Here is a 21,655-nt window from a genome sequence, read left to right on the forward strand (position 1 = left end):
CCCCATGCGCCCCTCCGGTCTCCCCGCAGCAGCTCCCGCTGCGATCTCCTCTGCCTCCGCTGTGCAGCCCAAGTCCGACTGGAGCACTCTGCAGCGCCTGTTTCCCTACCTGTGGACCTACAAATGGCGGGTGCTGGCAGCCTTGGCCTTCATGGTGGGTGCCAAGGTGGCCAACGTGGGTGTGCCCCTGCTGCTGAAGACTTTGGTGGACGCGATGACCCTCAAGCCCGGAGACGCCGCAGCCGTGCTGGTGGTGCCGGTGGCCCTGCTGGTGGGCTACGGCGCCTTGCGTTTGTGCACCTCGGTGTTCAGCGAGCTGCGCGAGCTGGTGTTTGCCAAAGCCACCGAGGGCGCCGCACGCTCTATCAGCCTGCAGGTGTTCCGCCATCTGCATGCCATGAGTTTGCGCTTTCACCTCGAGCGCCAGACCGGGGGCATGACCCGCGACATCGAGCGGGGCACCCGTGGCGTGCATTCGCTGATCAGCTATTCGCTCTACAGCATCGTTCCCACCCTGATCGAGGTGGCGTTGGTGCTGACGCTGCTGGCGGTCAAGTTCGATGTCTGGTTCGCCTGGATCACCGGCATTGCACTGGTGGTGTACATCGCCTTCACGGTTACGGTCACCGAGTGGCGCACGCAGTTCCGCAAAAAGATGAACGAGATGGACAGCACAGCCCACAGCCGCGCCATCGATTCGCTGCTGAACTACGAGACGGTCAAGTATTTCAACAACGAAGAATTCGAAGCTAAGCGCTACGACGAAAACCTGGAGCGTTACCGGCGCGCTGCCGTCAAGAGCCAGCGCACGCTGAGCCTGCTCAACAGCGGGCAGCAGCTCATCATCGCCAGTGCACTGGTCACCATGTTGTGGCGTGCTACCCAAGGCGTGGTGGACGGGCGCATGACGCTGGGGGACCTGGTCATGGTCAACGCCTTCATGATCCAGCTCTACATTCCGCTAAATTTTCTGGGTGTGATCTACCGGGAGATCAAGCAAAGCCTGACCGACTTGGAGAAAATGTTTAGCCTGATGGAGCGTGAGCGCGAAATTGCCGATGCACCCGAGGCTCCCCCCTTGCAGTTGGCGGCCGATGGTTCGGACGCCAGCGTGCGGTTTGAAGGTGTCACTTTCAGCTACGACCCCGCAGGCAGCAAGGCAGCCGCAGGCACCGAAGCGCGCACCATCCTGCACCACATCAGCTTCGAGATTCCTGCGGGCAAAACCGTCGCTGTGGTGGGGCCCAGTGGTTCAGGCAAATCGACGCTGGCGCGCTTGCTCTTCCGTTTTTACGATGTGCAGCAGGGCCGCATCACCATTGCCGGGCAGGACATCCGCAATGTGACCCAAAGCAGCGTGCGTCAGGCCATCGGCATCGTGCCGCAGGACACAGTGCTTTTTAACGACACGGTGGAATACAACATCGCCTACGGGCGACCCGGTGCCAGCCGCGCCGAGGTCGAGGCAGCGGCCAAAGCGGCGCACATTCACAGCTTTATTGCGGCAGCCCCCCGGGGCTACGACACCATGGTGGGTGAGCGAGGTCTCAAGCTCAGCGGTGGAGAAAAACAGCGTGTGGCGATTGCCCGGACCTTGCTCAAGAACCCTCCTGTCATGATCTTTGACGAAGCTACCAGCGCGCTGGACAGTGCTAATGAGCGCGCCATTCAGGCGGAGCTGCAAGGCGTTTCCCGAAACAAGACAACGCTGGTGATTGCGCACCGCTTGTCCACGGTCGTGGACGCTCACGAGATACTGGTGATGGATGCAGGTCACATCATTGAACGCGGCAACCATGCCGAACTATTGGCGGCCAATGGGCGTTACGCGTCCATGTGGGCCTTGCAGCAAAGCGGGGAGTAAGCCATGGACATGTTGCTGTTGTTGGCGGCAGCCCTTGGATTTGCTTGGGCCAAGAAGAAAGACCAGAGCGAGCGCATTGCCCTGTTGGGAAGCGTGCTCTCTCGCTTTGACATCGAAAAGCTGATGGAAAGCCTCACGGACGGGTATCTGCGCGCCCTGGGCGAGGAAGACGCGGAGCGCCAGACCCAGGTCTGGAGCTACCTGGAAGTGCAGGAACAAACGCTGAGCGAACAGTTCACTGCCTTCGCTGTCGAATTCGCAACGCAGGATGCAGCTGCCACGCGGGTAAGCCGCCTGCCGGTGGCCATTCCCTATGCGGCCCACTGGTGGCCGTCCGCTGGCTTTGACGTGCGTGAAGCGTTTGCAATCCACGCGCGTGGCATCGCGTCGGTGATTGAAAACCAGGCAGGTCTGTCGCCCAAGCGCCGTGCTTTCACCCTGTCTGCAGAACTCTTTTTGATGCAGCACACCTGCCACTGGTATTGCCGCTCCAAGACCGTGGCTTCAGCACGTTTGCTGGCGCGGCATAAGACCACATACCAACAAGTGTTGCAGTCGGTCAGTGTGGGAACTCGCAATGCCTATCTCGCAATGACGGGGCAGTCTGTAGCCGTCTAATGCGGGCAAAAAAAGAGGGCCCAGCCATAAAGCCGGACCCTCAACCCGTCGCAATTGAACCGTGGCTAACCTGAATTACGCGCGTTCTTAGAACGTCTTGCGCAGGGAGATTTCTGCGCCTTCACCGGTGGCGTTGCTCTTCTCAGAGCCATTGGCGTTGAATCGCTTTTGTGTTTCGCGCACCAGGGAAAAGTGCACGCCGGTAGTGGCATCCAGAAGCCAGGCGTAACCAAGGCCGATGCGGACGCTGTCTACGTCGGAGCTGGCGTCTGTGGCGGACTTGCGAGCTGTTTCATCGATGCTTCGCACCGATGCCCGTATTTCACCCGGGCCATAGGGAATCCGAACACCCGCAGTGAAGACATCTTGCGAGCCACTGCTGGTGATGTTGGCTTTGCTGGAACGGGCGTAGGTGCTGCTCACACGCACAACGCCAAAATCGTAATAAGCGCCCATGGAGAACGTGTCCATGGTCTTCTGGGTGGTGGTGTCCCACTTGTCTTGCTCTTGTTGGAAGCCAATGGCAGCTGATGCTGGGCCTTCGTTGTAGGCCACGTGGGCACCAATGCCGTTGGCGGCTGCTTTTTCGCCTTTGCTGAAAGTCAGTCCGGCATTGAATCCACTGGTGGTTGGCGTGGTGTAGTAGACCGCGTTGTTCCATTGATTGGCCGCCAGAGCGCCCCGTGTTCCCATGGAGGCGTAGCTGTCACCGCTGAACGCCTCGTAGCGGCCGGCAGTGGATACGCCGTACTGCGGCGAATGCAAGCGACCGAGCTTCAAGTCGCCGTATTTTTTGCTGGTCAAGCCGACCCACGCCTTGTCTTTGAACAATGCCGCGCTGTCGTTTTGAGCGCCGTTGTCGGCGTTGAAGCGCATCTCAATCATGAAATAGCTGCTCAGATCAGCGTCGATGTCAGATGAGCCGGAAAAGTTCAGACGGGCATTCGAACCCTCATCCACCGCTTCAGAGGCGGTGGTTTCTTTGGACAGGTCTGAAGGGATTGCGCTTTTCAGGCCCACATCCAAGCGTCCGGAGATCTTGAGTGGAATGGCGGACGTCACGGCCGGCGCGCTGGGGGCGGGCGCGGGAGCCGGAGCGGGTGCCGATTGTGCGAATGCATTGCTGATCAACGCGCACAGCGTGAGCGGGAGCAGGGTGGATGGAATGGGGCGCAATTCAAATCTCCTCGTTGATGTGATGTCAAGTCACTCGTCCTAAGTCAGACGTCAGATGACTTGAGGCAAGTCTATGAGGAAGTTTCAAATCCAAAATCAGTGAAAACCCTGCCGGCGATGCTTGGGGGGGGGTCAGGCGGGTTCGATCTTGCGACGGAGTCGCTCTCGGCTGTTGCTCAAATGCATGAACATGGCGGCTTTGGCGGACGCTGCATCCTGGCGTGCAATGGCATCAAAAATGGCCTCGTGTTCCCTTTGTGCAGTCTCCTTGCCGTCCGACAAAATGGGAAGCGCTTCGCCGAACTGGCCGGTCGTGACTTTCGGTTTGGTTTGCTCGATTCCTTCATGGGAGTGCGAGCGCAAAGTGGCATTCCCCAAGTTGCCCAAAACTTCCAGGAAATACTGGTTGTCAGTTGCGGCGGCAATCTCAGCGTGGAACCGGTAATCATCTTCAACGGTGCTTTTGCCAGCTTGCCAATTGGACCTGTAGCTCAACAATGCTTCACGCATCACAGCGAGATGTGCGTCGGTACGCCTCAATGCGGCCAGATGAGCGGCCTCAGACTCAAGACTGATGCGCAACTCCAGCATAGCCAAAGTCTGCTTTACATGCAGCTCCTGAGGCGGCGCGGAGAGAAGACTGGCGCTCCCTGTTCGTTCCAAAACAAAAGTCCCGATTCCATGGCGAGTCTTCACAAAACCGCTGGCTTGCAGGCTGGACATGGCCTCACGTACCACCGTCCTACTGACGCTGAACTCCTCCATCAGCGAGGGCTCGGGCGGAATGCGATCTCCCGTTTTCAATTCGCCATTCAGGATACGGGCCTGAATGCTTTCAACCACGCGCTGTGGTTGGCTTTTGTTGGCAACGGGTTTGGAGGGGGAGGTGGTCATATGAGTCAGATTTTAATGAAGCTGCTATGTACTGCAGTAATGCAAGATAAGCGTCGTCAGGGTAAATACCATCTAAGACGTCAGACGACTAGGTGTACAGTAGTTCCTATCAATTTGCGGACATGTCATGAAGATCGAAAAAGTTACAGGGCAGATATTCACATACCCCACCAAAAGGTCGGTCGACAGCGACGGGCACTCCCATCCCGGTGAAACAACCCAGGCAAAGATGGCGATGTTGACCGTCCAAAGTGACACCGGGGACTGTGGTTACGCATTTGCGCCACCAGAAGTTGTGCGTGCACACGTCCTCGACGGATTTGTCCGACCTGCTGCGGTGGGCGAACATGCGCTACAGCGCGAAAAAATATGGAAGAGCCTCGAGCATCGTCAGCGCGGCAGTGCCGGCCAATTGACCGACAGGGCGCTCGCCGCGGTGGAGCAAGCCTTGTGGGACCTTGCGGGGCGCTCGCTGAATGTCCCGGTGTACCGCCTTTTAGGCGCTTACCGCGACAAAGTACCCGCCTACGGCAGCACGATGTGTGGTGATGAGCTGGCGGGCGGATTGGCCACGCCGGATGACTATGCGAATTTCGCCGTCAAGCTGGTGGCGCGGGGATATAAGGGAATCAAGATCCACACATGGATGCCCCCGGTCCGATTCGCCCCGAATGTGGATTTAGACATCAAAGCCTGCGCGGCAGTCCGCGAAGCAGTGGGGCCGGACATTGCGCTCATGCTGGACGGGTACCACAACTACAGCCGGGTCGATGCGCTACGTATCGGACGTGCGCTGGAAAAGCTCGAATTCTCCTGGTTCGAAGAAATGATGAACGAGCAAAGCATGGAGTCCTATGCGTGGCTTGCAGGCCAACTGGATATTCCCATTCTGGGTCCGGAAAGCCTCTCGGGCAAACACTACAGCCGTGCTGCATGGGTGCAGAACGGCGCTTGCGACATTCTTCGGGCAGGCGTGCCGGGCGTCGGCGGCATCACACCGACGCTGAAAGTGGCACATCTTGCAGAGGCTTACGGGATGGACTGTGAAGTTCATGGCAACGGAGCAGCCAATCTGGCGGTGTGCGCGGCGATCAAAAACTGCAAGTGGTACGAACGGGGCTTGCTGCACCCCTTTCTGGACTATGACGAAGTGCCAGCCTATCTGCACGCCTTGGTCGATCCGATGAACAGGGACGGATTTGTTCATCTTTCCCAAAAACCAGGTCTGGGCGAGGACATCAATTTCGACTACATCGAAGCCCACACGGTGTCACGCTACTAAAAAGCCCTAGCAGCCGCAAGGACCCAATCTATGTACGAAAACAAGACCACAGGCTTTTTGTTTGTGCTTCCCTTTGTGATCGGGGTGCTGGGCTTCAAGCTCTTCCCGTTCGTCATGAGCTTCGCATTGAGCTTCACCCAATACGACTTCATCAGCCCACCCCAGTACATTGGGCTGGAAAACTATCAGGAGTTGTTTCAGAAAGATCCGCTGTTCAAGAAGTCCCTGGGAGTTACCTTGCTCTTTGCGGCACTCGCGGTTCCCATGCGGGTCGGATTCGCGTTGTTCATGGCCCATGTCTTGAACTTCAAACTCCGGGGAATCAACTTCTTCCGGTCAGCCTACTACCTGCCCTCCATTCTGGGCGGGTCGATTGCCGCCGCCATCATGTGGCGATTCATCTTCTCCCAGAACGGATTGGTGAACATCGTGATGATGAAGATGGGCCTGCAGCCCATCGCGTGGCTGGCTGACGAGCACTACTCGCTGTGGACCGTGGTGCTCTTGTTCACCTGGCAGTTCGGTTCTGCCATGGTTATCTTTTTGGCCGCATTGCAGAACGTACCCACCTCTTTGTATGAGGCGGCAGAAATCGACGGTGCCAGCAAGACACAGCAGTTTTTCAAGATCACGGTGCCCCTGATCACCCCGGTGATCTTTTTCAACTTGATCATGCAGATGGTGCATGCCTTCCAGGAATTCAACGGCCCCTACATGATCACCGAGGGTGGCCCCTTGCACTCCACGTATGTGCTGTCTCTGTATATCTATGACCAGAGCTTCAAGTACTTCAACCTGGGCTACGGCAGTGCGCTGTCATGGGTGCTCTTCGCGATCGTGGCGGGTCTCAGTGCAATCTCCTTCTTCACATCCAAATACTGGGTCTTCTACTCCGGTGAAAAGGAGCGCAAATAATGCAAGCCGAACTGAATCTGGCAGAGCGTGACAGCTCAGACGCCTACGCCAACGAGCTCCAACGCAAAGAAAAAATCAGTGCCGCCGTGCGCTACGGTGTGCTGCTGGTCATGGGCCTGGTGATGCTGTATCCCATGATCTGGCTGGTGGGTGCGTCATTCAAGACCAACGCAGAAGTCTTCACGGAAATCGGCTTCTGGCCCAGCCGGTTTGACTTTTCGGCCTATGCCAAGGGATGGAAGACCAGCACGGAATACACGTTTGCAACGTATTTCCTGAACTCATTCCTGATCATCATTCCCAAGGTAATCGTGACGGTGATTTCGTGCGTCCTGGTGGCCTATGCGTTCGCGCGTTTCGAGTTCTGGGGAAAGAAGTTCCTGTTCAGTGTGATGGTCGGCACCATGATGCTGCCGCTGATCATTCTGCGCTTGCCCCAGTACCTGATGTTCAAGGAGTTCGGTTGGGTTGATACCTACTTGCCACTGATTGTTCCGTCAGCATTTGCCACCGACACCTTCTTCGTATTCATGCTGGTCCAGTTCCTGCGCGGGATTCCTCGTGACATGGAAGAGGCCGCACAGATCGACGGTTGCAACGCGCTCCAGCTTCTGTGGCACATCCTGATTCCGATTCTTAAACCGGCTCTCATATCGGTCGTGGTGTTTCAGTTCATCTGGAGCATGAATGACTTCATGGGTCCGTTGATCTATCTCTCCAGCGTAGAGAACTACCCCGTGTCCTTGGCACTGAAGATGAGCATCGGTGCCACCGAAGAGGTCGAATGGGCCAGTGTCATTGCCATCTCGGTAGTGGCCTTGATTCCATCACTGGTGGTGTTCTTCCTGGCACAACGGCATTTCATTGAAGGTGCCGCCAGCAGCGGTATCAAAGGTTAAAGAGGAGCCTCTTGTGGCGCAATTGCAATTAAAAAAAATCGAGAAGACATACCCCAACGGGTTCAAAGCAGTGCACGGCGTGGATCTGCAAATCCGCGACGGTGAGTTCATGGTGTTTGTGGGGCCCTCGGGCTGCGCTAAAAGTACCATCCTGCGGATGATTGCGGGGCTGGAGAGCATCCGTGGCGGTGAGCTGTTGATCGGTAACCAAGTGGTAAACAGCTTGCCGCCCAAGCAACGCGGCATTGCGATGGTGTTCCAGAACTACGCCCTGTACCCGCACATGAAGGTCTATGACAACCTGGCGTTTGGTCTGAAGCTCGCAGGAACCGCAAAAGCAGAAATAGATGCCCGTGTGCGGGAAGCTGCCAAGCTCTTGGAAATGGACCATCTGCTGGACCGCTTCCCCAAACAATTGTCCGGGGGACAGGCGCAGCGGGTGGCCGTGGGGCGCGCGATTGTGAAACGCCCGGAAGTGTTCTTGTTCGATGAGCCGCTGTCGAATCTGGATGCGAAGCTGCGCGCCTCCATGCGCGTACGTTTGACCGAATTGCATCGCACCTTGCGGGAACAAGGGCGTCCATCTACCGTGGTGTACGTTACTCACGACCAGGTGGAAGCCATGACCATGGGGGAGCGGATCTGTGTGCTGAAGGACGGTGAAATCCAGCAAGTGGATACCCCTACGGCCTTGTACGACAAACCCGCGAACGTGTTTGTGGCGGGCTTCATTGGTTCACCGGAGATGAACATCATCCCTGCAGAAGTCACCCAGAATGGCGCGCAAGTCTCCATTGGCGGTGTCACGCTCCAAGTCCCGCAAAAGCACATTCCCCGCCTCCAAGCACTAAAGGCAGTCAAGTTTGGTATCCGTCCTGAGCACATCACGGCGGGTGGCCATAGCGAATCCGCTGTGCAGATGGTGGACGGCACCCTGCGCTTTATGGAACACATGGGCAGCGAGGTGTACGTGCACTTCACCCTGGGCGATACACCGCTGACTGCCCGTGTTCCCGCAGACCAACTCCGCGATCTTGCAGGCAAAGCCCGCGGGGATCGCCATGCCTTCGGTATCCAGATGGATGCCTGCCACGCTTTCGACATGGACAGCGGGCTGAATTTGTTCTTGTGACATCAAAAAATCAATGAGGAGACAATCATGAAACGACGTTCGATTTGGCTGGCAGGTGCAGCACTATCTTTTGCCATGGCTGCAGGCGCCCAGGAAGCCAGTACCCTGCGCTTTTCCTGGTGGGGTGGTGGTGCCCGCCACGACGCCACGCTCAAAGCCATCGCCGCATTCGAGGCGAAAAACCCCGGCGTGAAAATCAAGGCCGAGTACATGGGTTTCAACGGCTATCTGGAGCGCTTGTCGACCCAGTACGCTGGTGGCACCGAGCCGGACATCATGCAAATCAACTGGGCTTGGCTCTCCACTTTCTCCAAGACGGGGGATGGTTTTCTGGATCTCAACAAGCACAAGTCGCTGATCGGCTTGAACCAGTTTTCCGAGGCTGATCTGCAGACCGGCGTGGTCAACAAAAAACTTAATGCCTTGCCGGTTTCCTATACCGCACGCGTCATGCTTTGGAATCGCGCCGCGTATGAGCGTGCGGGACTCAAAATGCCTGCGACCTGGGATGATTTATTTGCTGCCGGACCGGTGTTCAAGCAAAAGTTCGGCGACAAGGCCTTCGCCATTGATGGTGAGCTGTACGACATGATTTTGTTGTCGCAGACCTACATCATGCAGAAGTACGGAACGCCGTATGTGCACCCTGTGCAGCCCAAGGTGGCTATGACCGAAGCCGCTGCACTGGAGTGGGTGCAAACCTACAAGAAACTAACGGCCAACAATGTGGCGGTGCCCCTGCCGCTACGTGCATCGTTGGGCGGAGCAGAAAAGCCCACCGAACAGCAACAAGACTGGGTGAGTGGAAACTGGGCCGGCAACTACACGTGGGACAGCACGATCGGCCTGCGCGCCAGCACTTTGAACAAAGACCAGAAGTTGGATGTGGGTGACTTCCTGACGCTACCGAATGCCAAGAACAGCGGTATGTTCGGCCGCCCATCCCTGATGTTTGCAGTAAGCAAAAAGACCAAGAACCCGGAAATCGCTGCAAAGTTCTTGAACTATTTGGTAACGGATCCAGAGGCCATTGCCATTCTCGGGACCACACGAGGCGTTCCTTCCGCCGACAGTCAGTTCCGGGCCATCGTGCGCACCGACGCATTGCAGGGCTCGGAGCTCAAGGCATTCCTCCAGATCAAAAAGCTGAAGGATAACGGCAAGATTGATATGCCTTCGCCCTTGTTCGAGAACGCACGCTTTAACAAGTTCATCCGCGAGGTCTTCGAGACCGTAGCCTACGGAAAGACCACGGACCAGGAGGCCGCGAAGCGCCTGGTGGAAGAGGGCAACGCACTGTTGCAACGCATCAAGTAAAGAGCCGGAAAGTTCATGAGCAAAGCAAGTACCAGACAGTTTGAATTCATCTCCAAGTCGGATCCGGATACCGGGGCTCGTGTTACGCGACTGAGCCCGGCAGATACCGCTTGCCATCGCACTTACTTCTACCAAAAATGCTTTAGCAACGACGGTAACCAGTTGGTGTTCGGTGCCCGGTCCGGTGATGAATGGCATTACCACAGGCTGGACTTGCAGACCCGTGTCGCGACCCAATTGACCGACCAGCCCGGGGAGAACACCTTCGGTGGCTTTTTGAGTCCGGACGACCGCTTTCTATATTTCGTCCGGGCAGAACGGGAGTTGATCCGTCTGGAGCTCGCCACCTTGAAGGAAGAGTGTGTCTACACCGTACCTTCTGACTGGGTAGGTTACGGAACCTGGGTGGCCAATAGTGCCTGTACCAAAATGGTGGGCATCGAGATTCTGGGGGCGGATTGGTTTCCGTTAACGGATTGGAAAAAGTTCGGCGAGATGTTCCATTCCAAGCCGCGTTGCCGCTTGATCCGAATCGATTTGCTGACCGGAGCGCGGGCGGTGATTCACGAGGAAAAGCTTTGGCTGGGCCACCCCCAGTACCGCCCCTTTGATGACAAAACAGTGGCCTTTTGCCATGAGGGTACCCATGACCTCATCGATGCACGCATGTGGTTTGTGAACGAAGACGGTAGCAACCTGCGCTGTGGCAAGGAACACGATCAGGGCGAGAGCTGCACCCATGAATTCTGGGTGCCAGACGGCTCCGCCATGGTGTTCGTGTCTTATTTCAAGGGGCGTTCGGAACGTGCCATGTGTTCCCTGGATCCTGTCACCTTGCAAACCCGCGTGCTCACGACCATGCCGCCGTGTTCCCATCTGATGAGCAACGCTGACGGCAGTCTCATCGTGGGCGACGGCTCCGGGACCCCTGTGGACGTGTCTGACAGTTCGTCGCACAAGGTCCAGAACGACCCCTATCTGTATGTTTTCGATCTGAAAGCCGGCAACATGCGCAAACTGGCGCGGCACGACAGCTCCTGGCGCGTGTACCTCGGCAACCGGCAGGTCACCCACCCCCATCCGTCGTTCACGCCGAATGAGCGGCAGGTGCTTTTCACCAGCGATGCGGAAGGCGAGCCAGCGCTCTACCTCGTGGACCTGTAAATCCTGCAGCTTGTAGGGGCGGATCGCCAGATGGAGGGCAAATCCATGCGTTTCGCGCATAATGCGCGCCCATGGAAACCAAATGGCTTGAAGACTTTGTGTCTCTGGCTGAAACTCGGAGTTTCAGCCGATCAGCGCAACTGCGTCACGTAACCCAACCCGCGTTTTCGCGGCGCATCCAGTCCCTAGAGGCGTGGGCAGGCACCGATCTGGTGGACCGCAGCAGCTACCCCACCCGGCTGACCCCGGCAGGCGAGACGCTGTATGACCAGTCTCTGGAGGTGCTTCAAGCCTTGCAAAGCACCCGCGCCATGCTGCGCGGGCATACCACCGCAGCGCAGGACGTGGTCGAGTTCGCAGTGCCGCATACCTTGGCGTTCACTTTTTTTCCGGCGTGGGTGTCCGAGCTGCGCGAGAAATTCGGGCCGCTCAAAAGCCGCCTGATTGCGCTCAATGTGCATGACGCGGTGATGCGTCTGGTCGAAGGCAGTTGCGATTTGCTGATTGCCTATCACCATCCCTCGCAGCCCTACCAGCTGGATGCGGACCGCTATGAGATGGTCAGTCTGGGTGAGGAAGTGGTGGCACCTTATTCCAAGCCGGATGCGGATGGCAACCCCATGTTCAGCCTTCCCGGCAAACTCGGTCAGCCCTTGCCCTACCTGGGTTATGCGCCGGGCGCCTATTTGGGCCAGATGGTGGAACTCATCTTGAAGCAAGCCGAAGTACCTGTCCATTTCGATCGTGTGTATGAGACGGACATGGCCGAAGGCCTGAAGGCCATGGCGTTAGAAGGCCACGGCGTGGCATTCCTGCCCCACAGCGCGGTAAAGAAAGACCTGCGTGCCAAGAAATTGGTGAGTGCCTTGCCGAATCACATGAAGTCGCTGCAGATCACGATGGAAGTACGGGCATACCGCGAACGCCTGGCCGTGCGGGAAGCCGGCCGCAGCTTGAGCGCGGCGCAGCGGGCGCAGACCCGCACGCCCAAGGGCTCAGCCCAGGCCTTGTGGGACTATTTGCATTCCCAGGCGACCTCAACGGCATAGTTGTTGCATAACGGTTTTGCATACCGGCCCAATGAATAGGCATTGGCGGCGGTGAAAGGGGCTGGCTAGAGTCACAAATTCAGTCAGGCCCCGTCGTTGGAGAAGTTATGACAAACACATACGCAGCTGCACCCCGTCGTGCAGCGTTTTTTTGCTTGGCATCCTGCTTGTCTTGGTAGGCCATGGCCCGGCCGCTGCGACTGGTGTTCTTGAGCGTGTCAGTAGTGGCGGCAAATTGGTGATTGCGCACCGCGAGTCGTCCATTCCGTTTTCATATGTAGATGCTGATAAGAAGCCCGTGGGCTATGCCGTAGAGCTGTGCCTGAAGTTGGCAGATGCGGTGCGCAAGAAGACTGGTGCCAAGAACATGCAGGTGGAGTTCTTGCAGGTCACGCCTGCCAACCGCATCGCCATGGTGGCCGAAGGCAAGGCCGACCTCGAATGCGGATCGACCACCAACAACGCCGAGCGGCGCCAGAAAGTAGCCTTCACCATCCCTCACTTCATTACCGGGGCCCGCATGTTGGTGCGGGCTGACAGCAAGATAGAACGGATTGAAGACTTGGAAGGCAAAAAGCTTGTGTCCACCAAAGGTACGACCCCGTTGAAGGCTGCGGAGCAGGCCAACCGTGAGCGGTTGTTGCGCATCACCATCCTCGAAGCCCCCGACCATGCGAAAGCGGTCGACATGGTCGAGAAAAGTGAGGCTGATGCTTTTGTGATGGATGACGTGCTTTTGTATGGCTTGGCGTCCAACCGGCCCAAGCCTGAATCGTTGCGCGTGGTCGGCAAGTTCCTGACCACAGAACCACTGGCCATCATGCTTCCCAAAGACGATCCCGAGTTCAAGAAGCTGATCGACGAAGAAATGCGTCGCCTGATCGTCAGTAAAGAGATTCAGCCGATCTACGACAAATGGTTTCTGAAGCCCATTCCGCCGAACGACAAAGCGCTGAATCTGCCCGTGAGCTACCTGCTCCGGGACTTCTGGAAATACCCCAGCGATTTCGTGCCGTTTTAAGCGACTCCGCTCTCATAGCGGGGTGCGCTGCGGTTTTGGGACAATAGGGCCCATGACCTCCACAGCCACCCCCCAGACACTGACCATCACCCGCCCGGACGACTGGCACTTGCATGTGCGCGACGGCGCTGCCCTCAATACCGTGGTGCCGCACACCGCAGCCCAGTTCGGCCGCGCCATCATCATGCCCAACCTCAAGCCGCCGGTGACCACCGCCGAGCAGGCGTTGGCTTACAAGGCCCGCATTCAGGCCGCGGTACCGGCGGGTGTGGAGTTTGAGCCTCTGATGACGCTCTACCTCACCGACAACCTGCCCGCTGATGAAATAGCGCGTGCCAAGGACGCCGGTGTAGTGGCCGCGAAGCTCTACCCCGCAGGGGCGACCACCAACAGCGATGCGGGAGTCACCGACCTGCGCAAGACTTACAAGACGCTGGAAGCCATGCAGAAAGCCGGCATGCTCTTGTTGGTGCATGGCGAGGTCACCAGCAGCGACATCGACTTGTTCGACCGCGAAGCGGTGTTCATCGACACCCAGCTCATTCCCTTGCGCCGGGATTTCCCCGAGCTGAAGATCGTGTTCGAGCACATCACCACGCTGGAAGCTGCTCAGTACGTGGCCGCTGCAGACCGCTTTACTGCTGCGAGCATCACCGCCCACCACCTGCTCTACAACCGCAATGCCATCTTCACCGGCGGCATCCGGCCGCACTACTACTGCCTGCCGGTTTTGAAGCGTGAGACGCACCGCAAAGCCCTGGTACAAGCGGCGACCGGCGGCTCCCCCAAGTTTTTCCTGGGTACCGACAGCGCTCCACACCCCGCCCACCTCAAGGAGCATGCCTCGGGCTGCGCTGGCTGCTATACCGCCCACGCTGCCATGGAGCTGTATGCCCAGGCATTTGACGCTGCAGGTGCCCTCGACAAGCTGGAGGGCTTTGCCAGTTTCCACGGTGCGGACTTCTATGGTTTGCCACGCAACCGGGGCACCATCACCTTGACGCGCGAAAGCTGGACCCCACCCGAGAGTTACGCCTTCGGCGAAACCACGCTCAAACCCCTGGCCGCGGGCGAAGCACTGCAGTGGCGTTTGGTCTAGAAGCGATTAACTGGTCCGCGCCGTGGCTTGACCCGTGGCGCGATGCGGGGGAGGGCCTGGCTCTGCAGGTTGAAGCTGGCCTGACGGTGGCGCAGGCGCTCAATGCGCCCGGCATGGCTCCGGTGCGCTTCATCCCCCAGAGCGAGTTGCCAGCGGGCAGCGCTTACGAGCAGCACATCTACGACACGGGGTGCGTCCCGACCCGTGACGGTTTGCACGATTTTTTCAATGGTCTGTGCTGGATACAGTTCCCACAGGCCAAGAAGAAGCTCAATCTCTTGCAGGCCCAGCAAATTGCGGAAACCGGCATCCAGCCGGTACGCGGCCCCGCCCGCGATGCGTTGACGGTCTTTGACGAAAACGCCGCGCTCCTCATGGCGCCAGATGCCTTGTGGGACGCTTTGGCTGCCAAAGATTGGCAGACGCTGTTCGGCCCGCTGCGCCCGATGTGGGCCCACGCCACACTGGTGCTGTTCGGTCATGCACTGCTGGAAAAACTGGTTTACCCACGAAAACCCATCACAGCGCACGTATTCCGTGCGCGGGCAGCTACGAATTCGATAGCGGATATGGATGCCTGGCTGGCAGCCACGCTGAGTGCCCCCATGCTGGCAGCCAAGCCCTTTGCCCACTTGCCGGTGCTCGGTGTACCCGGCTGGTGGCCGGAGAATGAGTCGGCTGGCTTCTACGCAGACGCCAGCGTCTTCCGTGCACCCCGGTCAGCGGCTGGTTAGCACCTCACTGCTGTCACGCGTTATCAGGCCTTGAGCTTGAGCAAGTGCACCATGACCCGTGCCGTGGTCTGGTCAAAGTCAATTTGCTCATTGAAGTCTTTGCCTGTCAGCCAGGAGGCATCCCAGTGGTTTTGTTTGAGCACGGATTTCCAGCTCTCATGCAAAGTGGCCTGCCGTACTGCTTCCACCATCGCGGCTTGGCGCTCTGCCGGGACCGACTTCCCGGTGAATACGCCGCGCCAGTTGGCCATGTCTACTTGCATGCCCTGGTCGCGGATGGACGGAATACCGAAAGAGGCTTTTCGTGATGACACCCCGATGGCCCTGAGCTGCCCGCCGGAGAGCTGCGAGCTGAATTCGCTGTAGCCAGAGATCCCTACCATCGCTTTGCCGGACAGTACAGCAGACACTACTTCCGCTCCACCCGCAAAAGGCAGATATGTCAGATCGTCGGGGTTCGCGCCAGTCGCGCGGGCAAACACCCCGGAGAAGATGTGATCCACACCACCCGCGGACCCGCCTGCCACCGTGACCGCCTTCAGGTTGGCCTTCATGGCGGCTGAGAGGTCAGAGGCATTCTTGATGGGCGAGTTGGCCGCCACCACCATGACCAAGTAGTCACTCGTGAGCCGTGCCAGGGGCGCCAGCGTTCCCATATCAATCGCAGGTTTTTGCAGCGCCACGGCACCGACCATCACGGTACCGCCCATGATGAGCGTGTTCGGGTCGGCCGCATATTTCTCGGCGTAGTAGGCCAGACCGATGGTGCCGCCTTTGCCGCCTTTGTTTTCATAGTCGATTTCATCCACAACTCCTGCGGAAATCATGGCCGTACCCAGGGCTCGGCCCGTCTGGTCCCAACCGCCTCCGGCGTTCGCCGGGATCACGATTCGCAATTTGGATGCGAGTTTGGCGGCTGCTTTGGGCTTTGAGGCAGGTGCTTTGGCTGCTTGTCCCCAGCTCGGCGCGGTCATCCCGGCTAAGGTGCCTGCGGCGATGCAGGTGAGAAGCTGGCGGCGATCCATTTTTTTCATCAAGGGCCTCATGGGATTTCACTTCGAATCGGGCATTTTCCCAGCCAAAGCAGGGGAGGCCACGAGCCTCACTTGTAACAAGTTGTGGCATCGGAAAGGCCATAAACTTCATGGGTTCAAGCGCCTGAGTGCTTGAATTCAGCCCTCGCGCCCCTACCATTCGGCTTAATTCGCCCGGAGCGGGTGCTCTTTCCTGAGACAACTATGAAACGCATTCTTTTGTTTGTATTGACCAACGTGTTGGTGGTGGCGGTGCTGGGCGTCGTGGCCAGCCTGCTCGGTGTCAACAAGTTCTTGACTTCCAACGGACTGAACCTGGGTGCTTTGCTGGGCTTTGCGCTCATCATGGGCTTTGGCGGCGCCATTTTTTCGTTGCTGATCAGCAAGCCCATGGCCAAGTGGACATCGGGCGTGCAGATCATCGAACAGCCCCAGAACGCCGACGAGGCCTGGATTGTGGACACCGTGCGCAAGTTTGCGGACAAGGCCGGCATCGGTATGCCGGAAGTCGGCATTTTTGAAGGTGAACCCAATGCGTTCGCTACTGGCGCCTTCAAAAACAGCGCCTTGGTGGCAGTGTCCACCGGCTTGCTGCGTGGCATGACCCGCGAAGAAATTGAAGCCGTTATCGGCCATGAGGTGGCCCACATTGCCAACGGTGACATGGTCACCATGACCCTGATCCAGGGCGTGATGAACACCTTCGTGGTGTTCCTCAGCCGTGTAGTCGGTTACGCCGTAGACAGCTTCTTGCGAAAGAACGACGAGCAGAACAGCGGCCCCGGCATCGGCTATTACGTGACGACCATCGTGCTCGACATCGTGCTCGGATTTGCCGCTGCCATGGTGGTGGCCTGGTTCAGCCGCCAGCGCGAGTTCCGTGCGGACGCAGGCGCCGCCCAGCTGATGGGCCGCAAGCAGCCCATGATGAACGCCTTGGCCCGATTGGGTGGCATGACTCCGGGTGAGTTGCCCAAGAGTGTGGCGGCCATGGGCATTGCAGGTGGTATCGGTCAGTTGTTTTCGACCCACCCACCCATTGAGCAGCGCATTGCTGCCCTGCAGGCGAACAACGGGCAGTAAGCCCTGCAGCGCACTGCGCTGCGTGTCTTGAGCGAACCCCTTGCCGCTGAGTGCGGCCAGGGGTTCTCTTTTTGTGGCGTGCTACAACCGCGGTTTGCGTTTCAGCCTCTGCACTATGGAACTTTCTACCTGGCTCGCCTTCTTCGCCGCTTCCTGGGCCATCAGCATCTCGCCCGGCGCCGGCGCGGTAGCCGCCATGAGCGCCGGCCTGAATCACGGCTTCCGGCGCGGTTACATCACCACCATCGGTTTGGTGTTGGGCATTTGGACCCAGATCCTCGTGGTGGGGGTGGGGCTGGGTGCCGTGGTAGCTGCCAGTGGCACGGCGTTTCTGGTGATCAAATGGGCAGGGGTGGCCTATCTGGTGTGGCTGGGTATCCAGCAGTGGCGTGCACCTGCTGTTCCTCTCGCTGCAAAGGCTGATGAAGCTGTGCCGGCGAGTGTGCGCACACAAATTTTCAAAGCTTGGGTCATCAATGCGCTGAACCCCAAGGGCACGGTGTTTTTGTTGGCGGTGGTGCCGCAATTCCTGAACCTCGCACAAGCCCTCACACTGCAATACCTGATCATCGGCGCCACTTTGACTTTTACTGATCTGGTGGTCATGGGCTGCTACACGGCCTTGGCCGCCAAAGTGCTGCGTGCACTCAAATCCAAGTCGCACTTGCGCACCATGAACCGGGTGTTCGGCGGCTTGTTTGTGGCAGCTGGCACCCTGTTGGCGCTGTTCAAGCGGACGACTTGACTGTCTGCCTGCAAAGGCTGGACTTCGCAGGCTGAGTCGATCAAAAGGCCAGCTGTAGAGGGGCCCCCGACCCGTGCAAGCGGTTCTGCTCAATCCTGAACATGCTGACCACCTCTTTCAGCCGGGCTGCTTGCTGTTTGAGGCTATCTGCCGCTGCGGCGCTTTCCTCCACCAGTGCGGAGTTTTGCTGAGTCACCTGATCCAGTTGCATGATGGCTTCGCTGATCTGGGTGAAGCCTGCGTTTTCTTCGGCGGTGGCGGCAGAGACCTGGTTCATCAGCTCGTTCACGCGTTGCACCCGACCCACGATGCCTTGCACAGAGGCTCCGGCCAACTGGGCTTGCTGCTCGCCGGTGGCCACCCGGCTGATACTGTCGCCGATCAGCGTTTTGATCTCCTTGGCAGCTTCCGCACTGCGCTGCGCCAGGCTGCGCACTTCAGAGGCCACGACGGCAAAACCCCGCCCTTGTTCACCGGCACGCGCGGCCTCCACCGCCGCGTTCAACGCGAGGATGTTGGTCTGGAAGGCGATACCGTCAATCACCCCGATGATCTCGCTGATCTTCTTGGATGACTGGGCGATGGACTGCATGGTGTGCACCATGGCGTTTACGTGTTGCCCACTTTCCAGCGCCGCACCGGAGGTTTCATTGGCCATGGCGCTGGCTTCTCGCGTGTGCTCGGCATTGAGCTTGACGGCGCTGGCAATTTCTTCCGTAGACGCGGCAGTTTCTTCGAGGTTGCTGGCTTGTTCCTCGGTGCGTGCACTCAGGTCTGCGGTGCCGGAGGCAATCTGCTCTGACGCAGAAGCCACCTGCTCGCTGCATTCATGGACCAGTCCCGCCATGTGGGTGAGGCTGTATTTCATGCGCAGCATCGCAGCCACCACGCTGTCGGTTTGTTGCTGGTGCGCTGGAATCACCACCGTCAGGTCGCCCTCCGCAATCGCGTTGGCCACCCGGACCACTTCACCCGGCTCTCCCCCCCAGTTGACGGGTCAGGCTGCGGGTGATCACTATGGCTACGCCCAAGGCTGCGATGACGGCAAAGACAGAGAACAACAAGGTTGTCTGGATAGCTGCAGCGCCTTGCGCTTTGGCGAGCTGGCCCTCCAAGACTATCGTGTCTGATTGAGCCTCCAGCATGGCATCGGAGGCGGCGGTCAGCTTGCTGAGTGGTCCCCGCACATTCTTTACCAAGTACTCACCAGCCTCTTGCGTATTGCCTGTCTGTATGCGCTTTACGGCTTCTTCTCTGACAGCATTGAAGGCAATCAACGCTTCTTCAACAGGCTTTAAGAGCTCCTGCTCTTTGGCGCTGACGATGGTTTTCTTTAGCTTTCCAAATGCATCATCCGCAGCCTTCTGGCCTTGGGCGATCCGACTCACGGTGTAAGTCGCTTCTTCCGCATTGCCTATCGCCAACCCCACTACGGCAGCCCGCATATTGCGAACCTGCACATTGATGCCTAGTTGCAGCTGGGAGGCAAGTATCACCTTGACCGCGCTTTCATCCACTATGTGATTGACGTTGTCATTGATGTTGCCTATCCGGTAAATGGATGTGCCGCTGATGGCCAGAAGCAATGCGATGAGCAGGCCGAAGCCTGCGGCCAGCTTGGTGCTGACTTTCCAAGAGCCAAATGTTTGCATGGCGCCCTCCCTGTTTTTTTGTAAGCACATGCTAAGCCCAGTCGTGACAACTGGGAAGCCCAAAAGCTTAAAAAACCTGATTGGGGTGCGCGCGCAACAGTGGCCACGCAAGTGCCGCTGCCCTCAGGGAGTGCGCGCTTGGCTCAGCATGTCCAAGGCCAACGCCTCGGCCACTTTGATGCCGTCTACGCCCGCCGACAAAATGCCGCCGGCATACGAAGCGCCTTCGCCCGCCGGGTACAGGCCGCGTACGTTGGTGCACTGCAGGTCATCACCGCGCGGAATCTTGATGGGGCTGGAAGTGCGTGTCTCCACCCCGGTCAGCACGGCATCTGCCATGTCAAAGCCCTTGATCTTGCGGCCGAACACCGGCAGAGCTTCTCGCATGGCCTCAATCGCATAGGCGGGCAATGAAGGGGCGAGGTCGCCCAGTTTCACACCAGGCTTGTACGACGGCATGACGCTGCCGAATTCGCTGGAAGGCTTGGCCGCAATGAAATCACCTACCAACTGGCCGGGCGCTTCATAAGTGCCGCCACCCAAGGTGTACGCACCGCTTTCCAGCTGCCGTTGCAGTGCAATGCCTGACATGGGGTGTGCAGCCTTCGGGTCGTTGGCTTTCATGGCGGTGGCTTCTGCCGCATAGCGCTTGCCTTTCTCATCGCCGAAGGCATGCACAAAGGCGGCCTCGTCGTCCGGGTAGTCGGGCGGGTCAATGCCCACCACCATGCCTGCGTTGGCATTGCGCTCGGCGCGGGAGTACTGGCTCATGCCGTTGGTGACTACTCGGCCGGGCTCACTGGTGGCCGCCACCACCGTGCCGCCCGGGCACATGCAGAAGCTGTACACCGCCCGCCCGTTGGCTGCGTGGTGCACCAGTTTGTAGTCCGCCGCGCCCAAGAGCGGGTGCCCTGCATGGCGGCCCCAGCGCGCACGGTCAATTACGCTTTGCGGGTGCTCAATGCGGAAGCCCACCGAAAACGGTTTGGCATGCATGGCCACGCCGCGCTCGTAGAGCATGGCAAAGGTGTCGCGCGAACTGTGGCCCAGCGCCATGACCACGTGGCTTGCCGGTAGCTGGTAGCGGCTGCCATCCACAAGGTTTTCAACCTCCAGCGCCCGTATGGATTGCGTGGGTAGCTCCTGATTTGATAGCGATTCGCCCAGTAACACATCCGTGACACGTTGCTCAAAACGGATTTCGCCGCCCAGCGCGATGATCTGCTCCCTGATGCCTTCCACCACCTTCACGAGTTTGAAGGTGCCGATGTGCGGGTGTGCCTCGTACAGGATCTCTGACGGTGCGCCGTGCTGCACAAATTCATGCATCACCTTGCGGCCCAGAAAGCGCGGGTCTTTGATCTGGCTGTAAAGCTTGCCGTCCGAGAAGGTGCCGGCACCGCCTTCACCGAACTGCACATTGCTTTCGGGGTTCAGGTTCTTTTTGCGCCACAGGCCCCAAGTGTCTTTGGTGCGCTGGCGCACCGTTTTGCCCCGCTCCAGCACGATGGGCTTGAAGCCCATTTGCGCCAGCACCAGCGCTGCAAACATGCCACAGGGGCCAAAGCCCACCACCACGGGGCGCTCTTGCAGGTCGGCAGGGGCCTGCGCCACCATGCGGTAGCTCATGTCAGGGGTGGGGCCGATGTGCGGGTGGTCTGCGTGGCGGGCCAACAACCCAGCTTCCAGCGAGGCGTCCGCTAGCGAGAGGTCGACGATGTAGACCGCCAGCAAATCCGCCTTGCGCGCATCGAAGCTGCGTTTGAAAACTTGCAGGCTCGCTATGGCCGTTACGTCAATGCCCAACGCTTGGGCGCACAGCCGTTGAAGCGCCTCTACAGGGTGGGCGACAGGCGCGCGATCAGCCTCGGTTTCCGAAGGTGCATCGGAGGCGCGGCGCTCCTCGACGGGCAGGGCAGACAGGGGGAGTTTGAGTTCAGTGATGCGGATCATGGCGGCTCGTGGTTATCAAGCAAG

Annotated in this window: 20 protein-coding genes; 14 read left to right on the top strand and 6 right to left on the bottom strand. The window is 58.6% G+C overall.

The window, feature by feature from the left end; all coding sequences use genetic code 11:
• The first annotated feature begins 4 nt into the window (after positions 1-4).
• Together ACOAP0_RS12715 and ACOAP0_RS12720 are read left to right on the top strand one after the other, a co-directional pair.
• The gene (locus ACOAP0_RS12715) at positions 5-1,864 is read left to right on the top strand and encodes an ABCB family ABC transporter ATP-binding protein/permease (protein WP_498376694.1); all 1,860 of its coding nucleotides are present in this window, start codon (positions 5-7) and stop codon (positions 1,862-1,864) included.
• A gap of 3 nt (positions 1,865-1,867) precedes the next feature.
• Positions 1,868-2,482, top strand: coding sequence for a hypothetical protein (locus ACOAP0_RS12720; protein ID WP_498376695.1), 615 nt, complete (start codon positions 1,868-1,870; stop codon positions 2,480-2,482).
• Positions 2,483-2,569: 87 nt separating this feature from the next.
• On the opposite strand, the gene ACOAP0_RS12725 is transcribed toward ACOAP0_RS12720, so the two are convergent.
• Positions 2,570-3,658 (bottom strand): porin, encoded by a 1,089-nt coding sequence (locus ACOAP0_RS12725; protein WP_498391428.1) that lies wholly within the window; start codon positions 3,656-3,658, stop codon positions 2,570-2,572.
• 132 nt (positions 3,659-3,790) lie between these two features.
• A complete protein-coding gene (locus ACOAP0_RS12730) occupies positions 3,791-4,552 on the bottom strand; it encodes a FadR/GntR family transcriptional regulator (RefSeq protein WP_498376697.1) in 762 nt (253 codons plus the stop codon).
• Between the two features lie 127 nt (positions 4,553-4,679).
• Between ACOAP0_RS12730 and ACOAP0_RS12735 the strand changes: the two genes are divergently transcribed.
• From ACOAP0_RS12735 to ACOAP0_RS12780, 10 genes are all read left to right on the top strand, one after another.
• Positions 4,680-5,834: a mandelate racemase family protein gene (locus tag ACOAP0_RS12735; protein WP_498376698.1), complete on the top strand. Its 1,155-nt coding sequence runs from the start codon at positions 4,680-4,682 to the stop codon at positions 5,832-5,834.
• Positions 5,835-5,864: 30 nt separating this feature from the next.
• Positions 5,865-6,749 carry a carbohydrate ABC transporter permease gene (locus tag ACOAP0_RS12740; protein ID WP_087496256.1) on the top strand — a complete coding sequence of 295 codons (885 nt, stop codon included), beginning with the start codon at positions 5,865-5,867 and terminating at the stop codon, positions 6,747-6,749.
• Entirely contained in the window at positions 6,749-7,648 is a 900-nt protein-coding gene (locus tag ACOAP0_RS12745; RefSeq protein ID WP_498376699.1) for a carbohydrate ABC transporter permease, read from the top strand. The genes ACOAP0_RS12740 and ACOAP0_RS12745 overlap by 1 nt, the downstream gene beginning before the upstream one ends.
• Before the next feature lie 13 nt (positions 7,649-7,661).
• Positions 7,662-8,780, top strand: coding sequence for an ABC transporter ATP-binding protein (locus ACOAP0_RS12750; protein ID WP_498376700.1), 1,119 nt, complete (start codon positions 7,662-7,664; stop codon positions 8,778-8,780).
• Positions 8,781-8,807: 27 nt separating this feature from the next.
• Entirely contained in the window at positions 8,808-10,097 is a 1,290-nt protein-coding gene (locus ACOAP0_RS12755; RefSeq protein WP_498376701.1) for an ABC transporter substrate-binding protein, read from the top strand.
• Positions 10,098-10,112: 15 nt separating this feature from the next.
• Complete coding sequence (locus tag ACOAP0_RS12760) at positions 10,113-11,261, top strand: oligogalacturonate lyase family protein (RefSeq protein ID WP_498376702.1); 1,149 nt, start codon at positions 10,113-10,115, stop codon at positions 11,259-11,261.
• A gap of 71 nt (positions 11,262-11,332) precedes the next feature.
• Positions 11,333-12,310 carry a LysR substrate-binding domain-containing protein gene (locus ACOAP0_RS12765; RefSeq protein WP_296511314.1) on the top strand — a complete coding sequence of 326 codons (978 nt, stop codon included), beginning with the start codon at positions 11,333-11,335 and terminating at the stop codon, positions 12,308-12,310.
• Positions 12,311-12,461: 151 nt separating this feature from the next.
• Positions 12,462-13,331, top strand: coding sequence for an amino acid ABC transporter substrate-binding protein (locus tag ACOAP0_RS12770; protein WP_498391429.1), 870 nt, complete (start codon positions 12,462-12,464; stop codon positions 13,329-13,331).
• 52 nt (positions 13,332-13,383) lie between these two features.
• Positions 13,384-14,430 carry a dihydroorotase gene (gene pyrC, locus ACOAP0_RS12775; RefSeq protein ID WP_498376704.1) on the top strand — a complete coding sequence of 349 codons (1,047 nt, stop codon included), beginning with the start codon at positions 13,384-13,386 and terminating at the stop codon, positions 14,428-14,430.
• Positions 14,415-15,164: a DUF3025 domain-containing protein gene (locus ACOAP0_RS12780; RefSeq protein WP_498376705.1), complete on the top strand. Its 750-nt coding sequence runs from the start codon at positions 14,415-14,417 to the stop codon at positions 15,162-15,164. The genes pyrC and ACOAP0_RS12780 overlap by 16 nt, the downstream gene beginning before the upstream one ends.
• A gap of 23 nt (positions 15,165-15,187) precedes the next feature.
• On the opposite strand, the gene ACOAP0_RS12785 is transcribed toward ACOAP0_RS12780, so the two are convergent.
• The gene (locus ACOAP0_RS12785; protein ID WP_498376706.1) at positions 15,188-16,198 is read right to left on the bottom strand and encodes a Bug family tripartite tricarboxylate transporter substrate binding protein; all 1,011 of its coding nucleotides are present in this window, start codon (positions 16,196-16,198) and stop codon (positions 15,188-15,190) included.
• A 204-nt stretch (positions 16,199-16,402) separates the two neighbouring features.
• Between ACOAP0_RS12785 and htpX the strand changes: the two genes are divergently transcribed.
• Positions 16,403-17,281 (top strand): protease HtpX, encoded by an 879-nt coding sequence (gene htpX / locus ACOAP0_RS12790; protein ID WP_087496265.1) that lies wholly within the window; start codon positions 16,403-16,405, stop codon positions 17,279-17,281.
• A gap of 115 nt (positions 17,282-17,396) precedes the next feature.
• Entirely contained in the window at positions 17,397-18,026 is a 630-nt protein-coding gene (locus tag ACOAP0_RS12795; RefSeq protein WP_498376707.1) for a LysE family transporter, read from the top strand.
• A 40-nt stretch (positions 18,027-18,066) separates the two neighbouring features.
• On the opposite strand, the gene ACOAP0_RS12800 is transcribed toward ACOAP0_RS12795, so the two are convergent.
• The 3 genes from ACOAP0_RS12800 to ACOAP0_RS12810 all read right to left on the bottom strand — a co-directional run bounded on the left by ACOAP0_RS12800 (position 18,067) and on the right by ACOAP0_RS12810 (position 21,631).
• The gene (locus ACOAP0_RS12800; protein WP_498391430.1) at positions 18,067-18,984 is read right to left on the bottom strand and encodes a methyl-accepting chemotaxis protein; all 918 of its coding nucleotides are present in this window, start codon (positions 18,982-18,984) and stop codon (positions 18,067-18,069) included.
• Positions 18,985-18,994: 10 nt separating this feature from the next.
• A complete protein-coding gene (locus ACOAP0_RS12805; protein ID WP_498391431.1) occupies positions 18,995-19,678 on the bottom strand; it encodes an MCP four helix bundle domain-containing protein in 684 nt (227 codons plus the stop codon).
• Between the two features lie 123 nt (positions 19,679-19,801).
• A complete protein-coding gene (locus tag ACOAP0_RS12810) occupies positions 19,802-21,631 on the bottom strand; it encodes an NAD(P)/FAD-dependent oxidoreductase (protein ID WP_498376709.1) in 1,830 nt (609 codons plus the stop codon).
• Positions 21,632-21,655 lie beyond the last annotated feature (24 nt).

Source organism: Curvibacter sp. Hmag1.1, assembly GCF_059769165.1.

Excerpts from the sequence above, each read along its gene's own strand:
- ACOAP0_RS12795 (WP_498376707.1), top strand. The coding sequence starts at position 17,397 with ATGGAACTTTCTACCTGGCTCGCCTTCTTCGCCGCTTCCTGGGCCATC.
- ACOAP0_RS12755 (WP_498376701.1), top strand. The coding sequence starts at position 8,808 with ATGAAACGACGTTCGATTTGGCTGGCAGGTGCAGCACTATCTTTTGCC.
- ACOAP0_RS12765 (WP_296511314.1), top strand. The coding sequence starts at position 11,333 with ATGGAAACCAAATGGCTTGAAGACTTTGTGTCTCTGGCTGAAACTCGG.
- ACOAP0_RS12810 (WP_498376709.1), bottom strand. The coding sequence starts at position 21,631 with ATGATCCGCATCACTGAACTCAAACTCCCCCTGTCTGCCCTGCCCGTC.
- ACOAP0_RS12715 (WP_498376694.1), top strand. The coding sequence starts at position 5 with ATGCGCCCCTCCGGTCTCCCCGCAGCAGCTCCCGCTGCGATCTCCTCT.
- ACOAP0_RS12805 (WP_498391431.1), bottom strand. The coding sequence starts at position 19,678 with ATGCAAACATTTGGCTCTTGGAAAGTCAGCACCAAGCTGGCCGCAGGC.
- pyrC (WP_498376704.1), top strand. The coding sequence starts at position 13,384 with ATGACCTCCACAGCCACCCCCCAGACACTGACCATCACCCGCCCGGAC.
- ACOAP0_RS12745 (WP_498376699.1), top strand. The coding sequence starts at position 6,749 with ATGCAAGCCGAACTGAATCTGGCAGAGCGTGACAGCTCAGACGCCTAC.
- ACOAP0_RS12785 (WP_498376706.1), bottom strand. The coding sequence starts at position 16,198 with ATGAAAAAAATGGATCGCCGCCAGCTTCTCACCTGCATCGCCGCAGGC.
- ACOAP0_RS12760 (WP_498376702.1), top strand. The coding sequence starts at position 10,113 with ATGAGCAAAGCAAGTACCAGACAGTTTGAATTCATCTCCAAGTCGGAT.
- htpX (WP_087496265.1), top strand. The coding sequence starts at position 16,403 with ATGAAACGCATTCTTTTGTTTGTATTGACCAACGTGTTGGTGGTGGCG.
- ACOAP0_RS12720 (WP_498376695.1), top strand. The coding sequence starts at position 1,868 with ATGGACATGTTGCTGTTGTTGGCGGCAGCCCTTGGATTTGCTTGGGCC.
- ACOAP0_RS12740 (WP_087496256.1), top strand. The coding sequence starts at position 5,865 with ATGTACGAAAACAAGACCACAGGCTTTTTGTTTGTGCTTCCCTTTGTG.
- ACOAP0_RS12730 (WP_498376697.1), bottom strand. The coding sequence starts at position 4,552 with ATGACCACCTCCCCCTCCAAACCCGTTGCCAACAAAAGCCAACCACAG.
- ACOAP0_RS12735 (WP_498376698.1), top strand. The coding sequence starts at position 4,680 with ATGAAGATCGAAAAAGTTACAGGGCAGATATTCACATACCCCACCAAA.